Source organism: Sulfurospirillum arsenophilum NBRC 109478 (genome assembly GCF_000813345.1).
Classification (GTDB): Bacteria; Campylobacterota; Campylobacteria; order Campylobacterales; family Sulfurospirillaceae; genus Sulfurospirillum; species Sulfurospirillum arsenophilum.
The window spans coordinates 18,384-33,915 of the sequence record NZ_BBQF01000001.1 but is presented as its reverse complement, the minus strand read 5'-3'; the positions used below and the strand labels follow the sequence as shown (position 1 = coordinate 33,915).

The following is a 15,532-nucleotide window of genomic DNA, read 5'->3' as shown; positions in this document are numbered from 1 at the left end:
AGGGATTATTTGCGTGAAAGATTTGTTGTGAGTTTTTCACATCTCATCACACTTGTTATCAAAACTTTTTACATTTGCTTCGTTAAAATTTTATTTTTAAGATCTTCAACCTTGAGTTTAAAAGATTCATTGGTTTCAATAAGTTCGTTAATTTTTTTAATATTGTGTGAAACGGCTGTATGATCTTTCATTCCAAAATAAGTTGCTAAAGATGGCATTGAGTTTGGTGTGAGTGTTCGTGCCAAATAGATACCAATACGCCTTGCTTCTACGATATTTTTACTACGTTTCGTTGATTTGATTTCACTTGGTTTAATATTCAAATCTTTGGCAATAATTTGAATAATATCTTCAAGGCTAATATTTTCACGACGCTCTTTAATCTGTTCACGCATAACATTTTTAGCAAAATCAAGGGTAATTTCTTGACGCATCAGCGATGCATACGCATTGAGGTTGATAATAGCACTTTCGATTTCACGGATGTTATCGCCCATATTGGCAGCAATATAATTGACAATATCGCTGTTAAGATTAATACCATCAAGTTCACACTTCTTTTTAATAATGGCAATTTTTGTTTCTAATTCTGGTAAGCCAATATCTGCAATTAAACCCCATTCAAAGCGACTTTTTAAGCGATCTTCAAGCCCATTAATCATCTTTGGTGGTTTATCAGACGTTAAAACAATCTGTTTACCTGCAGAGTGAAGTTCATTGAATGTATGAAAGAACTCTTCTTGTGTTTGAATTTTATTAGATAAAAATTGAGTATCATCAATAAGCAAAACATCGCAGTTACGGTATTTTTCTCTAAATCTGTCCATAGACTGGTTGCGAAGATTATAGGTAAAGTCATTCATAAACTGCTCAATCGTCGCATAAATAACGATTTTACCTTTACCTTGAGCGTAATTACCAATAGCGTGAATAAGGTGTGTTTTTCCAAGTCCCGTAGGACCATAAATAAAGACAGGATTGTACATAACACCTGGTTTTTCTGCAATGGATTTAGCAGCCGTGTAAGCGTATTGATTTGAGCTTCCTACAACAAAGCTGTTAAACGTATACGATGGGTTTAAAATAGTGTTTTTAGTGCTTTTAATAGCATCGATCATCTCAACAGGTGTTGATTTCGCTTTTGTGGTTTTAAGATGCTCTTTAAGGACAATTTTCACTTCAGGTTTTTTACCCGTTTTAAGTTCAAAGAGATGGGCAATTTTATCGGCGTATTTGGTTCTAACCCAATTAGCGATTAAAATATTAGGGGCAAGAAAGACCATTTGATCCGAATTAGAGGCTTTTTCGTGAAATTTTAGTTGTTTAATATAGCGATCATATTCTTGTGAAGAGATCTCCTCTTTTAAAAGTTCTATGACATTATCTGCTAACAAACACACTCCTTAAAAAAGTCTTCACCCTGTGAATATCATGTGAATAAGTTTGTTTTATTTTATCTAAACTATTATTAGTTATATGTTAAAGCGTGTATAGGTATAATGTGAAAAAAGTTATTCACCCTGTGAACAACCCTGTGAATAAAGGACAAAAAATTGGTTATTTTAGGTATTGATCCAGGAACGCGTAACTGTGGATATTCTATTTTAAAAAAAGAAAAAAACAGTGTTATTTTGATTGAAGCAGGGCTTATAAAAATTAAAGAAAAGATACTTCAACATCAAATTATGGAGTTGGTTGAAGGACTTGATACCATCTTTAAACAGCATTCCATTGATGAAGTAGCTATCGAAGATATTTTTTACGCATATAATCCTCAAACGGTGATAAAACTAGCACAGTTTCGAGGTGCGCTCAGTTTAAAAATTTTACAAATGATTGGTAATTTTAGTGAATATACCGCTCTTCAAGTTAAAAAAGCCGTAACAGGTAATGGTAAAGCGACTAAAGAGCAAGTAGCCTTTATGGTGAAGAAAATTTTGGGCATAAAACAAGAGATAAAACCTCTGGACATTACCGACGCTATTGCCATAGCCATCACGCATGCCCAAAGGGTTAAAGTAAGTTAAACAGGTTCTTTGATATTAAAAAGATATTTATGATCTTCTGGTAGTGCATCGTAAAGTGTGTGGGCTAGATTTTGAATTTCCCAAAGCGCACTTTTATCACTGCGCAGAGATAAAAAGTTTTGAAGACTTCTAGCGTTGATCGTCCATGTGAGTTCGGTCTTGTAGCTCTCAGGAAGGCAGTATTTCGCCTTATCGTTGCTAATGCCTTCCACAAGCACTAAACGAAGGTTTTCAAGTGCCTTGATGCTCATTTCATCCACCATCTCAATATCTGTTAAAACCAAGTACTTTGAAGCACGCTCAAAATCTTTACATGTAAAGCTCTCTTCGTTCTTTAACTCTTTAAGAGTGTAGCGTGTTGATTTAACCGAAAGTGAAGCCATACGGTGACGTGCAAGCTCTTGAAGCAGAGCACGGGAAACTCCTTCGATGTAAAAGTTATAGACAAGATGCTCTAAGGTTGATGCATGTTTAAATTTATTGCCAACACGATCGATGAGTTCTTTATCTTTTTCGCCACCTTCGTCACTTTTGTCAAAACTTTGCCAGCATGTACGAATAGCATCGGCACAAATGAGTAGGGGTGTGTAGTGGTTGAGTGTGATTTTCATGTGTTGAGTCCCAAGTTTTTTTGGGACTCATTGTATTACATGTAAGCTAAAAAATTGTTATTTGAGTTGTAGAAGAGTGTTTAACATTTCATCGGCGGTTGTGATCGTTTTTGAGTTCGCTTGATAACCCCTTTGGATAACAATCAACTGTGTTAAGGAGCGTGAAAGGTCAACGTTACTCATCTCAAGGGAGCTTGCCTGAATACTACCTTTACCACCCGAACTTGCCTGTCCAACGATAGGATCACCTGAGTTTGAGGTTTGAATAAAACAGTTACCACCATCACTCTCTAGACCTTGGTTGTTGGTAAACGTTGACATAGCAATTTGAGCTAACCCAAAACTTCGCCCATTCGTAAAGCTACCGATGATCGTTCCTGTTTCATCAACACTAAGACCATTAAGGTCACCACCTGCATAACCATCTTGGCTAATACCTGAAGTGTTAGAGTCTTTATCAAAACTGGTCATACCATCGAATTGAGTACTCGTACCAAAATTAAGCTCAATATTTTGGTTAGGTGTTGAACCGTTATTTGCAGTGTATGTTATATTTGTTGGTGAAAATGTTGATAATGAACCATCAGAGTTAAAACTAATGGTTCCTGTAATAATATTTTCAGGCTGTTTTGTTGATCCAGCCGAGTTGATTTTACCAGGGGAAGGAACACTAACTTGAACAGACCACTCTGTTCCACCGCTATCTGTAAAACCTGTTTTAGTAAACTCAAAGCGTACCGTATGTTTTGAACCCAGTGAGTCATACACATCAATACTTGAAGCATGACTGGCTGCATAAATACCTTGAGAAGTTCTATAAGAAGTACCTGTAGTAATTGCTCCTCCAAGACCTTCCATTGCAGAATTAAATTTTGTATTTACGCCTATTCCTGTACTAGCATTTGTAAGTCCAGTAATAGAGAGATACATATCTTGTTTTTGATCAACGGTATCGATATTAATATTATTGACAAATGTAGTTCCAATAGGGAGTGTAACTGGATTAAGTAAAGTAAAAGGTGTTACTAACGTGCCACCAACAGGGATAGTAATATTGGCACCAGTACTATTATCTGCTGCAAGAATAGTAATCGCAGCACCTGAATTATTGATAAAATCACCAGCTACAAAAGCAATACCTGCAGGGATGCTTCTTGCTGCTGATAAAGTTGTCCCTGCAAAAATATCACCATCATCTGTATTAACAGCATCACCCACAGGGTTGTTTATCTGGAATTGTCCTTGATTATTCATAATGACAGCTACACCATCATTTTTATTGGCTAAAGCGGTTGCTCCAGTCCACGCACCTATCGTAGCAACTGTACTTGCTTGATAGTTGACGTTTAATCGTGCATCTGTTTGCATAAAATTACGTAAATCTTCAGTTGTTGTAAATTGTCTTACTGTATTATCATTATAATTAGGAGTAGTAGCACTAAATGAACTACTGTAAGCATACTGATAGGCTGTATTAACAACGGTATTAGCCAAACCATTTACAGCATTACCTGCATTAACGGTCAACTTAATGTTCTTCATACTCTCTTCAGTACCATTTCTATTGGTATTAATTAATGTTATTTGATCGGTACCAGTAAGTTTTGCTGTAATCCCTGTAACACTTGATTTATCACTAATTGCATTAATAATATCGCCAATGCTAGTAACAGGTCCAGAAATAGTTGTACCATTTAAAGTAATATCTAATTGACCAAAAGTTGTAACAGAAGCAGAAGTCCATTTTGCTTCGGCATAACTTACCCATACGCCTTGACCATTACGCAAGCTAAAGGCATCGCCTGTTGAATTAAAGAGAGCACCCATATCTAAACCACGTTCAACAAGTTTGTCACTGGTGTTGTAATAGTTATCAAATGCATCATTTTCATTGTGTACTTCAGAAGCGCCAGTTCCAGCCGCGGTGTCTCTAACGCCATCGGTATTTTTATCGTACCAGCCGCTGTATTGATCAAGTTGATAGGCAGGTGATATTTTTGTACCTACACTAATGCCTGAATCTAAGTTTGCTTTAACAGAAATGAAGCTTGTATCATTTGCAGGTGTAGTGAGTCCTGGAGGAATGGTAATATTTCCTATCGGTGAAGTAGAATCAATATTGTTAGTTATTTTATCTCTAACCCATCCTTGAGCAATGTATCCATTGGTATCAACAAAGTTACCATCGGCATCAAAGGTAAAGTCGCCACTTCTCGTGTATTTGTAGGTACTTCCGCCATCAGGAGAGACAACGAAAAATCCATCGCCTTGAATCGCAAGGTCGGTGGTTTTGTCAGTGGTTTCGATGGAGCCTTGTTTAAAGATTTTTGTAACTGTGCTGATTTGTGTTCCAAGTCCAATTTGCATGGCATTTTTACCACCGAGTTCACCTTGGGGCGCTGTCGCAATTTTGGCGGTTTGACTTAATAGATCCGAAAAATTTGCACGAGAGTATTTAAAGCCTGTGGTATTAACGTTTGCGATGTTATTACCTTCAACGTCCATTGCGATCTGGTGTGCCTGCAATCCGGTAACGCCGGCCCAAAGTGATCTCATCATAGCGTATCCTTTTAAAGTTACTTTTTATTTTTATAAATTTGTATCAAAATGAAAGCAATTTTTATTCCATGAAAATGTGATTTTCGTTTATCTTTTCATGTTAATAGCATTTTGAAGTAATTCATCACTTGTCGTGATGCTTTTTGAACTAGCATCGAACGCTTTTTGAACAATAATAAGCTCGGTTAACGCCGTAGCCATGTTAATGTTACTGCCTTCTAGCTTGTTGCTAAAAATGGTAGAACCTAGAAAACTCTTACCGTTTTTATCGGTATAAAAAATGGGTTCACCGCTATTGTCAGACTTTTCAAAAAGTGTTGCAGAGTCTTGCATAAGACCTTGATCATTTTGAAAATGATAAATGGCAACTTTGGCAATGGCAGAGCTTTTACCATTACTAAATCCTGCAACAATGTTACCGTTACCATCCATTGCGTAGCCTGTTAAAAAGCCTTCGACTGTACCATTGGAAGTTACAACATTGGATTTTTTGATCGTGGTGCTCGAAATAAGTCCATCATAACCACCAACCGTTCCAAGGTTAAGCTCTAAAGGTGTTCCTCCGTTGGAGAGCGCGGGGAGTGAGTTTGATAAAAGTTGTCCTGCTCCACCAAAGGTGAGTACCCCTGTTTGGGCATCGACAATGTCATAGACTTTATTGGCTGATGTATCGACATAATATTTTGTAGGATCATAAATTTTTGTAACAGTTCCTTTTGTGAGATCAACGTTATATACTAAAGGATCGTATGTTTTTGTAGCATCATAATTTTCGACAACATAATCTTCAAGGTAACTTAGCACCTTAACATTCGCATTCCATGTACTGCCTGATGAACCTTGAGGTACTTGTTTGGTAAAGGTCATATCAATGATATCTTTTGTTCCATCAGGGGCAATAATACCCGTAGTATAATGCTCTGTATTGACAACTTCTTGTGTGGAGGTAACCGAAACACTTGTGGTTAAATCAGAATTGGTGTTTAAGCTACTGACATCTGCATTTGTGATACTCCAGTTAAGAGAGGCATCAAGCGTTGTTGAAATATTTTGTTTTTTTCCATTGATATCGGTAAATGTAATCGTAACGGTGTCACCTTCTTTGGGATTTTGAAGGGCCGTTGTATTGCTAACAGTTCCATTTAAGCTCACTTTCCCTAAAGCAGTTGGTGTTACTGCTGCGGTGTAATCAGCCGCATTAAGAGGTATAGTAGCTGCAGGGGAGGTCACCGATACACTTGCGGTAAAATTAGAAGTGATATTTAAGCTACTCACATCTGCATTTGTAATACTCCAGTTAAGAGAGGAATCTAGTGTTGTTAAAATAGTTTGAGTTTTGCCATCAATGTCTGTGAGGGTAATGGTAACTTGGTCGCCTGCTTTAGGATTTTGAAGGGCAGGTGTATTGCTAACTGTTCCACTTAAACTTGCTTTTCCTAACGGCGTTGGAGTCACGGTTGAGACATAATCAGCCGCATTAAGCGGTGCAACAACGGTTGGGTAGGAAACTGACACGCTTGCGGTTACGTTGGAGGTGGTGTTTAAACCACTAATGTCTGTATTTAAAATACTCCAGTTAAGAGAGGCATCCAGTGTTGTTGAAATATTTTGTGTTTTTCCATCAATGTCTGTGAGGGTAATGGTAACAGCGTCTCCAGCTTGTGGATTTAGAAGGGCAGTTGTATTGCTGATGGTTCCACTTAAGCTTGCTAGCACCGATGGAGTTACGGTTGCCGTGTAATCGGCTGCGTTAAGAGGAACAACAACGGCGCCCGTAGTAATTTTAGGGTCAAGATTAGCACCGTAAGAAACTTTGGATGTTGCAACAGGTGGATAATAAAGAATGTCAGGCAATGTTACTTTTGTTTGCCCTCCAACAGTTCCTAGCGGAATATCGGTCATCGGTGTAATGGCATAAGGTGTGACAGGGCTGGTGGAAGTTGATTTGTAATACGTTCCAAATTTAGCAAGCGTTGCAGCATCAAGCGATGCAGGTGTCATATTATTACCCGATGTTGCCATAAGGTAATAACCATCAGCATTGACTAAAGAGCCTTTCCCATCCAGTGAAAAAGAGCCTGCCCGTGTGTAATATGTTTTGGCTGCATTTTGCCCTTTGACACCAAACCAACCCTCGCCTTGAATAGCAAGATCAAAAGGGCTGTCAGTATTTTCAAGAACACCTTGTCCCATATTAAGAGCCGTAGTTTGGCTTTGGGCTCCAAGCCCTCTATCGTTAGCATAAGAAGCATAAGCACCTGTTAATGCTGTTGAGAAAAGAGATGAAATTTCTGGGCTACTGTATTTGTACCCATTGGTATTAGCATTTGCAATATTATTGGCTTGGACATCCATCGCAAATTGTTGTGATTTGATACCAGAAACACCATTATAAAAAGAGCTATTCATGGGAGTTTCCTTTATGGTTGGTAATACTCGACAACATCACTTATTGGATAATAAGTGGAGCCAAGTTTGACATAGGAAGCTCCATTTTCATAGCGAATGGATTCGACAGGGTAAACGCCAAATTGTGTTGTTTTTTGATCATTATTTTTATCTAGATACGCTGCGGTAACACTATAGTAACCATCTTTAAGCTGTGCACCATTTTTATCCTTACCATCCCAAGTAAAAGAGATAACACCACTCTTCCCTACCGCATCTTTAAGATCGATAGTTTGTACAACATTTTTATCTTTATCTGTGATGGTGAGTGTTCCGCTTTTAATTTCTGTTGGAAAATAAACTTCATAGGTTGATTTACTATCGGCAAGTGTAATAGCGTTATAGCCTAAACTTCCCATTTTACCGATTAAGTTTGTTGCGTTGGAGCTGACACTCTCTTTGAGTTGTGTTGACAAATTGTCTAACGCAGTGTTTGTTTTAGTTGCAGACTCTAACGTAGCAAGCTGAGAGGTTTGGGTTAAAATTTTATCTGAATCCATAGGACTAGTAGGGTCTTGGTGCTGGAGCTCTGTAAGCAGAAGCTTTAAAAAGTCATCTTTTCCTAATGTATCTGAACTTCCTGTTGCTGCTGCAGCTGTTGTTGTCGTTGAACTTGTTGCACCTGGGGTGATAAGGCTTTCATAACCTTTTGTATTTACTGTTGCCATAATGTATCCTTTTTTATAATCTATACATATTGAGGAATGACGATCTCTAAAAGAGCGGTCTCTTCTTCATTAAACTCTTCAAAGTTACCATTGTTTTGTTTTTGATTGTTTTGTTGTGGTTGTTCTTTATTGTTCTGATCGCTAAAATTCATCTCCAAATTGCTAAATCCCATATTAATCAGGGCATTTTTAACGTCATTTTGATTTTGAGTAAAGAGTGACATTGTACTGGTGTTGGATGAGATGTTTACATGTAAATTGTTGCCTCGTGTTAACAAGGTAACATCAACTTCTCCCAAATTTTTAGGACTCAATGAGAGCTCTACTTTCATAATAGGAGGTTTATACGTTTCAATCTTTTCTTTAAGATCACTTGCAAATTGATTTAAACTCTCTTTTACGGGTGTATTTTTAACCGTTGTGTCTTGTTTGGTTGTTTTGATGTCATTTTTAACATCTGTTATAGGTTGACTCTCTTCAGATGAGCTTTGTGTTGTTTCATTTTCTTCGTTTTTGACAATTTTTTGCACGGGCACTACTTCTTCGGTATCGCTGATGGTTTTCTCTGATTTAAGAGGTTTTAAGAGTGTATCGGGCGTATCATTTTCTTCTGTTTTTACTAGAGGTTCTTTTTTAATGTCATTCGTACGTGTTGAAGCTATCTGTACAGTTTCTTCTTGAGGGATGACGTCTGTTGTTGGTGTTGTTGGTGTCGCTTTTTTTACTTCGTTGTTTTTAACAATTACTTTTTGTGTGGTTGTTTCAACAGGTATGGTTGTCGCTTGAACACTCTCTTCTTGAGGTGTTTGAAGCGCCTGAGCCAAAACATTTTGTTGCTTTTCATTTACTATAACAGGTTCTTGAACAACGGGTGTATTCAATGGTGTAGTATCATCTACTGGAATATTCTGTTCGGATGGCTTATTTATAAGGGTACTCAATATGGATGAAACAGGCGTTGTTTCTGTTTTGGGAGGCTCTTTACCTAAAAGGCTCATAATATTGGTGGTCTCCGCTTTGGGTGTTTCACTATTTTGGGTACTTTGTGCCGTATTGAGTGCTGTTTGTAGGTCATCAAAAAAATTGTTTTGGGTAAGTTTTGGAAATTTTGTTTGAAGGCTCTCTAAACTCTCTTGAGAGATCGAAAGCTTTTCTAATCCAAGATTATATTTTTTCGATAAATCCATCAAATCGCTTACGTTTTTAACATTTGCAAAATCTTGGCGTGCTGTTTCGCTTCCAAGAATTTTTTCTAATGTAGAAGAAGGGTTAAGTGTAGGAAAAACGGTTGTTTGTGAATTTTGTTGAAGAGCATTTACCACACTAAGAAGATCATCTAAGAGGTGCTCATCGACACTTTTAGCTTCTTGATCCGCTGTATTAAGCTCAAGGTTTGGTGTTGTTGGAAGCTCTTGATTAAGTTCGATTAGAGGTGTTTGCACACTTTCTTCTGCAAATTGTCCAAGAATAATAGAAAAGAAACTCTCTGAAAAAGAGCCATCACTACTCTGGTTGTTCATCGTGTTAGGTGTAGAAGGCGCAAGAGTTTTAGGACTTGTAACCTGAACAAAAGAGAGAATATCTTGCATTGCCGTTGCCTTAGTGTTAATTTTAGAGATAATTCCACTCTTTTAACAAGCAATACTCATTCCAATTTTGATTTAAGCAGCTCTCAATCGTTTTACATGTAAGGATATTTTAATTTTAGTAAGAACGTGGTATAATGAAGCATATTACTTCATCAAACTACACCAATCCCGTACGTTTTATATGAGATGTAAAAGTTATTTTCGAGGAGAATTTTTTGCAAGATTTTAGAAATATTGCCGTGATCGCGCACGTTGATCATGGGAAAACAACCTTAGTCGATGAGCTGTTGAAACAATCAGGAACATATACAGCACACCAAAAAGTAGAAGAAAGAGCAATGGATAGTAACGATCTTGAAAAAGAGCGTGGTATTACTATTCTTTCTAAAAATACAGCTATTCGTTACAAAGACACAAAAATTAACATTATCGATACTCCAGGCCATGCTGACTTCGGTGGTGAGGTTGAGCGTGTTTTAAAAATGGTTGATGGTGTTTTACTTCTTGTTGATGCACAAGAAGGCGTTATGCCACAAACCAAGTTTGTTGTTAAAAAAGCACTTAGTCTTGGTCTTTGCCCAATCGTTGTTGTCAATAAAATCGACAAACCAGCAGCTGATGCTGAGCGTGTTGTCGATGAGGTATTTGACCTTTTAGTAGCACTTGGTGCTAATGAAGCGCAACTTGAATTCCCTATCATTTATGCTGCTGCACGTGATGGTTTTGCTAAATACAATATGAGCGATGAAAGTAAAAATCTTGAGCCTTTATTTGAGACTATTATTAAGCATGTTCCCGCTCCTACTGGTTCAGCAGAGAATCCACTACAACTCCAAGTTTTCACACTTGATTATGACAACTATGTAGGAAAAATTGGTATTGCACGTATCTTTAACGGAAGAATTAAAAAGAACGAGACTGTAATGCTAGCAAAAGCTGATGGTGAGCAATTACGCGGACGTGTTTCCAAATTGATTGGTTTCCATGGACTCGATAGAATTGATATTACGGAAGCAGAAAGTGGCGACATCGTTGCGATTGCTGGTTTTGAAACACTTGACGTGGGTGATAGTATTGTTGATCCAAATAATCCAATGCCACTTGATCCATTGCATATCGAAGAGCCAACTCTTTCTGTTGTTTTTGGTGTTAATGATTCTCCTTTTGCAGGACTTGACGGCAAATACGTCACATCAAACAAAATCAATGAGCGTTTAGAGTCTGAGATGAAAACAAATATCGCGATGCGATATGAGAATGCAGGCGAAGGTAAATTTAAAGTAAGCGGACGTGGTGAGCTTCAAATCACGATTTTGGCTGAAAATATGAGAAGAGAAGGCTTTGAGTTTTCACTTGCGCGTCCTGAAGTTATTATCAAAGAAGAGAATGGCGTCAAAATGGAGCCATATGAGCACTTAGTTGTTGATGTACCTGATGAATTTACCGGAACGGTTATTGAAAAATTAGGTCGTAAAAAAGCTGAAATGAAAGCGATGAACCCAACAGGTGATGGTCAAACACGTATTGAGTTTGAAATTCCTGCTCGTGGTTTGATCGGCTTCCGTGGACAATTTTTGACAGACACTAAAGGTGAGGGTGTTATGAACCACTCATTCTTAGATTTTAGACCGTTAAGTGGCGAAGTTGAACACCGTAAAAATGGTGCGCTTATCTCTATGGAAAGTGGTACAGCAATGGGTTACTCACTCTTTAGTTTACAAGAGAGAGGTACACTTTTCATTGATGTACAAGTTAAAGTTTACGCGGGTATGATTATTGGTGAGCATTCACGTCCAAATGACTTGGATGTTAACCCGATTAAAGGTAAGCCACAAAGTAACGTCAGAAGTAGTGGTGCTGATGAAGCGATTAAACTCGTTCCACCACGCAAAATGAACCTTGAGCTTGCGCTTGAGTGGATTGAAAACGATGAGTTGGTTGAAGTAACACCAATCGGAATTCGTATTCGTAAAAAATACTTAGATCCAAATCAACGTAAACGTATGAGCCGCTAAGAAGTTTTTACATGTAAAGATTTTGCCAACATTCTGTTGGCAAAATCGTATAATGTCTGAACAATAAAGGAGGTTTACAATGGAAACGTTTTTAATTGTTGCAGGTGTCATTTTTCTTATCATTGTGTTTATGTATAACACACTTATCTCCAAAAAAAATCAAGTCGAAAATATCTTTGCAGGACTTGATGCTATCCTCAAAAAACGTTACGATCTTCTTCCAAATCTTATTGCCAGTGTTCAAGAGTATATGGTGCATGAGCAGATCACGCTTGAAAAAATGACCGAACTTCGTTCCAAAGCGGTTACAAGTACACTTGATAATCGTGAGACAATAGCACTTGATAAACAAATTACTTCAATGCTCGGCAATTTAATGGTTTCGGTAGAGAACTATCCAACGCTTAAGGCCAATGAAAATTTTTTACATCTTCAAGGTACATTGGGTGAATTAGAAGAGCAAATATCGGCAGCACGTCGGGCTTACAATCAAAGTGTGACAGATTATAATAATGCTATAGAGATGTTTCCGACAAACTTTATGGCAAAAGTGATGAAATTAGGGCGCAAAGAGGTCTTCAGTGTACCTGCAAGTGAGCGTCAAAATGTTGATGTGAAAAACCTTTTTCAAAAATAGGTAAACCTTGAAACCAACTCTTGCATTCTTTCTGGATTATTACAATGAGTCAATGTATCCAACACTTAAAATTTTGGAAGAGAAGCGCCTAAAGGCTCTTGGTACGCTTAAAAAGACAGTGATTGTTCTTTTTTGTAGCATCACGTTACTTAGTTTTATACTCATTCATAATGCTTATTTAAGTCCACTGCATACCTCTCTCATTCTTGGAATAGCTGGACTGATTATTTTTGCGGTCATCTATCACTATGTGAAGGTAGGCTATACTTCGCTTTTTAAAGATCATGTGATAGGAAAGATCATCCATTTCATAGACCCTTCTTTGATTTACACCAAAACAGGCTCCATTGATGAGCACGAGTACCAACACAGTGAGCTTTTTCTTGAACCTTATGATCGATTCTTTGGTCAAGACCTTGTGAGTGGTTCTATTGATAGCGTGAATGTACGTTTTTGTGATTTACATGTAGAGAAAAAAGTGCATGATAAAGATGATAAAGAAGTGTGGCAAGACATTTTTCAAGGACTCTTTTTTAGAGCAGATTTTAATAAAACATTTCATTCAAAAGTCGTGGTTCTTCCTGATATTGCTGAACACTCTTTTGGTATTTTGGGCTCATGGATGCAGGGAATGAATAGGCAACGAGGCGAGCTTATTAAACTAGATCACGTGGAATTTGAAAAACTTTTTGTAGTGTATGGAAGTGATCAGATCGAGAGTCGCTATATTCTCTCACACGCATTGATGGAAAAAATTGTCCAATTTCGCACAAAAATAGATAAACCACTTTACCTATCATTTGTCGATTCTAGTATGTTTTTAGCCTTGCATTACACCAAACCGCTCTTTGAGCCGATATTATTACGTTCGCTATTAGATTTTGACTCTATCAAAGACTATTTTGAACGCTTGTCGATGATTATTGGCATCGTCAATGAATTTAAACTCAATGAAAAACTATGGAGCAAACATTAAATGTTTAATGAAAAACTACTCAAAATCTCTTTAGGCTTTATTGCCTTGTTAATTATCATTGGTTTTATTACGATCAATTATATGCTCAAAGAGGATAACGCTCAGCCATCATACGAGACGACAACAGTAAAACGCGCTACGAATGTTAGCACGGATGCTAAAGAGGTAAATCTTGATACCATTTATATCAATATAAAATCTCAAAAATACAAGATATTAAAAGCAGACATTGCCTTAGTCATGAAAAGTAAAACAAGCAAAAAGGCGATTCAAGGCAATATGGATAGTGTTCGAAATGCCGTTTTACAATACCTTAACACGATGGATGCCAACGGGCTAGAAACCGTTAGTGGAAAAGATCGCCTCAAAGAAGAGCTAAGCGATATGATAGAAAGCACATTTGGGTATCAGGTGGAGACGATTTATATTAAAAATTTTATTCTTTCACCTTGAAAAGCATTAAGCTTCCAAGCGAGAGCAATGCAATGAAACTCGCATACATGTAAAGATACTCACCGTAAAAATAACCTGCAAGCAATGCTCCTACGAAACCCCCTAGTCCAAATGAAAAACCATAGTAAAATTGTGCTGCTAGTTTTTTATGTGCATAAAGTGTGTACAAAAGGCTAAGTGCTGCGGTGTGATGCAGTGCAAAACTAAAAGCATGTAAAGACTGCGAAGCATAAGAAATAAAGAGTGATGATGGGAATAAAAAGAGCAAAAACCAGCGAACAGCGGTTGCAAAAACACCCAATTTCACGAGTGATAAAAGGCTAAAGCGTTTCAACAATGGCGCTTGAAAATAGAATAAAACAATCTCACAAATAACACCGAAAGCCCATAAATAACTTGTGACTTCAAGACTAATACCATGCGCTGTCTCATAAATGGTAAAAAAGTTATAAAATCCTCCGAAGCTTACTTGCATGAGAAAAAGACTAAGCCACAAATACTTTACATGTAAAAAGTTAAAAGGCTCTGTAGTATTGACAGTTGCGGTTGTGAAGTGCGCATTATTTTGTGTGAGCCAGTAGGCAAAAAAAGCGGTTAAACTAATCGCTAAGAGCAGATAATGCAAGCCATTGGTGTAGTCTTCTAGGTGGCGTGCTAAAACAATGCCTATCAGCATAAAACCAATAGAGCCAAACAGACGTGATCGTCCAAAACGCTCTTTTTGCAGATGTTCCATCGCAAAGGTTTCAATATAGGGCAATATCATTCCAAGGCATGCGCCCAAAAGCATATTTGGCAACATAAAAAGATAAAAATGATGAATGGTCGGGTAAAAGAGCATAATGGCGATCAGTGCGCCACCTAGGGCTGTATAAAAGACCTTTTGTGTCAGCTCAAAATGTTTAAGAAAGAAAAAGGGTACAAAAAAGCGCATCAAAGGAGCTAGTGCAAAGATGGCACCAATTTGAGGTGCGCTGTAGCCTAACATCTGTAAAATTTTAGGCATAAAGATAACATAAACACCTGTGACGACAAAGTAAAAAAAGAAAAAACCTGAGATTTTAAAAAAGATCATGGATGCTCACTTGCAAATAGGAGCACTGCGACTTCCAAGATCATAAAGCGAAAGCTTATCTTTACGCATCAGTGGCGCAAAAAGTCCTATAAGTGTGATGGCGGTCAAAAGCATTAAAACATAGCGTACAAGAAGTTGTGACAAAGAAGCACTTTGCTCTGTTTTAAGATCAATGAGTGTCAGATCATACGCTTTATAGCCAGGGGTTTGCCCATTTCGTTTGAGAAAAACAAGGGTGATAATGCCATAAGGAATAAGAATAAGGAGCCAGCCTTGAAACATATGGTCTGCAAATCCTTCGCGTGAGCCATAAATGAGGTAAAAGACAATATAGAGAATAGGCATTAGAAGCATAAAAGAGTCAATCACAAAGGCTTTTAGACGTCTGGAAAAAGGTGCGATGGTGTAAGGAAGCAAAGAGGCTTTGCTCTCCTTTGGATGAAGTGCTTTTTTAGCAGTTCGCCATCGCATAAA

General features: G+C 37.6%; 13 protein-coding genes. 5 read left to right on the top strand and 8 right to left on the bottom strand.

The annotated features are described in order from the left end of the window. Positions 1–68: 68 nt before the first annotated feature. Positions 69–1,394, bottom strand: a complete 1,326-nt coding sequence (gene dnaA / locus SAR02S_RS00135; RefSeq protein WP_041955759.1) for a chromosomal replication initiator protein DnaA — start codon at positions 1,392–1,394, stop codon at positions 69–71. Between the two features lie 159 nt (positions 1,395–1,553). On the opposite strand from dnaA, the gene ruvC reads away from it, so the two are divergent. Then, positions 1,554–2,027, top strand: coding sequence for a crossover junction endodeoxyribonuclease RuvC (gene ruvC / locus SAR02S_RS00130; protein ID WP_041955756.1), 474 nt, complete (start codon positions 1,554–1,556; stop codon positions 2,025–2,027). Here the strand turns inward: ruvC and thyX are convergent. From thyX to fliK, 5 genes are all read right to left on the bottom strand, one after another. Further along, positions 2,024–2,638: an FAD-dependent thymidylate synthase gene (gene thyX, locus SAR02S_RS00125; protein WP_041955753.1), complete on the bottom strand. Its 615-nt coding sequence runs from the start codon at positions 2,636–2,638 to the stop codon at positions 2,024–2,026. The genes ruvC and thyX overlap by 4 nt on opposite strands. A 57-nt stretch (positions 2,639–2,695) precedes the next feature. Next, the gene (gene flgE, locus SAR02S_RS00120) at positions 2,696–5,197 is read right to left on the bottom strand and encodes a flagellar hook protein FlgE (RefSeq protein WP_041955752.1); all 2,502 of its coding nucleotides are present in this window, start codon (positions 5,195–5,197) and stop codon (positions 2,696–2,698) included. A gap of 87 nt (positions 5,198–5,284) precedes the next feature. Beyond that, positions 5,285–7,606: a flagellar hook-basal body complex protein gene (locus SAR02S_RS13130; RefSeq protein ID WP_052433486.1), complete on the bottom strand. Its 2,322-nt coding sequence runs from the start codon at positions 7,604–7,606 to the stop codon at positions 5,285–5,287. Between the two features lie 11 nt (positions 7,607–7,617). Continuing rightward, positions 7,618–8,313 (bottom strand): flagellar hook capping FlgD N-terminal domain-containing protein, encoded by a 696-nt coding sequence (locus SAR02S_RS00110; protein WP_041955750.1) that lies wholly within the window; start codon positions 8,311–8,313, stop codon positions 7,618–7,620. Positions 8,314–8,333: 20 nt separating this feature from the next. Next, on the bottom strand, positions 8,334–9,902 hold the full coding sequence (fliK, locus tag SAR02S_RS00105; RefSeq protein ID WP_041955748.1) for a flagellar hook-length control protein FliK: 1,569 nt from the start codon (positions 9,900–9,902) through the stop codon (positions 8,334–8,336). 215 nt (positions 9,903–10,117) lie between these two features. Between fliK and typA the strand changes: the two genes are divergently transcribed. The 4 genes from typA to SAR02S_RS00085 all read left to right on the top strand — a co-directional run bounded on the left by typA (position 10,118) and on the right by SAR02S_RS00085 (position 13,983). Continuing rightward, positions 10,118–11,917 carry a translational GTPase TypA gene (gene typA / locus SAR02S_RS00100; RefSeq protein WP_041955746.1) on the top strand — a complete coding sequence of 600 codons (1,800 nt, stop codon included), beginning with the start codon at positions 10,118–10,120 and terminating at the stop codon, positions 11,915–11,917. Positions 11,918–11,996: 79 nt separating this feature from the next. After that, positions 11,997–12,554 (top strand): LemA family protein, encoded by a 558-nt coding sequence (locus SAR02S_RS00095; protein WP_041955744.1) that lies wholly within the window; start codon positions 11,997–11,999, stop codon positions 12,552–12,554. 7 nt (positions 12,555–12,561) lie between these two features. Beyond that, positions 12,562–13,530: a DUF3137 domain-containing protein gene (locus SAR02S_RS00090; protein ID WP_156961420.1), complete on the top strand. Its 969-nt coding sequence runs from the start codon at positions 12,562–12,564 to the stop codon at positions 13,528–13,530. Further along, positions 13,531–13,983: a flagellar basal body-associated FliL family protein gene (locus SAR02S_RS00085; protein WP_041955741.1), complete on the top strand. Its 453-nt coding sequence runs from the start codon at positions 13,531–13,533 to the stop codon at positions 13,981–13,983. Here SAR02S_RS00085 and SAR02S_RS00080 read toward each other — a convergent pair. Together SAR02S_RS00080 and SAR02S_RS00075 are read right to left on the bottom strand one after the other, a co-directional pair. Further along, entirely contained in the window at positions 13,967–15,058 is a 1,092-nt protein-coding gene (locus tag SAR02S_RS00080) for an MFS transporter (RefSeq protein ID WP_041955739.1), read from the bottom strand. The genes SAR02S_RS00085 and SAR02S_RS00080 overlap by 17 nt on opposite strands. A 6-nt stretch (positions 15,059–15,064) precedes the next feature. After that, a complete protein-coding gene (locus SAR02S_RS00075) occupies positions 15,065–15,529 on the bottom strand; it encodes an RDD family protein (protein ID WP_041955738.1) in 465 nt (154 codons plus the stop codon). Positions 15,530–15,532: the final 3 nt, after the last annotated feature.

Bases quoted from the DNA above. Each gene is read 5' to 3' on its own strand.
- thyX (WP_041955753.1), bottom strand. From the start codon at position 2,638: ATGAAAATCACACTCAACCACTACACACCCCTACTCATTTGTGCCGAT.
- flgE (WP_041955752.1), bottom strand. From the start codon at position 5,197: ATGATGAGATCACTTTGGGCCGGCGTTACCGGATTGCAGGCACACCAG.
- SAR02S_RS13130 (WP_052433486.1), bottom strand. From the start codon at position 7,606: ATGAATAGCTCTTTTTATAATGGTGTTTCTGGTATCAAATCACAACAA.
- SAR02S_RS00085 (WP_041955741.1), top strand. From the start codon at position 13,531: ATGTTTAATGAAAAACTACTCAAAATCTCTTTAGGCTTTATTGCCTTG.
- SAR02S_RS00075 (WP_041955738.1), bottom strand. From the start codon at position 15,529: ATGCGATGGCGAACTGCTAAAAAAGCACTTCATCCAAAGGAGAGCAAA.
- SAR02S_RS00080 (WP_041955739.1), bottom strand. From the start codon at position 15,058: ATGATCTTTTTTAAAATCTCAGGTTTTTTCTTTTTTTACTTTGTCGTC.
- SAR02S_RS00110 (WP_041955750.1), bottom strand. From the start codon at position 8,313: ATGGCAACAGTAAATACAAAAGGTTATGAAAGCCTTATCACCCCAGGT.
- fliK (WP_041955748.1), bottom strand. From the start codon at position 9,902: ATGCAAGATATTCTCTCTTTTGTTCAGGTTACAAGTCCTAAAACTCTT.
- SAR02S_RS00095 (WP_041955744.1), top strand. From the start codon at position 11,997: ATGGAAACGTTTTTAATTGTTGCAGGTGTCATTTTTCTTATCATTGTG.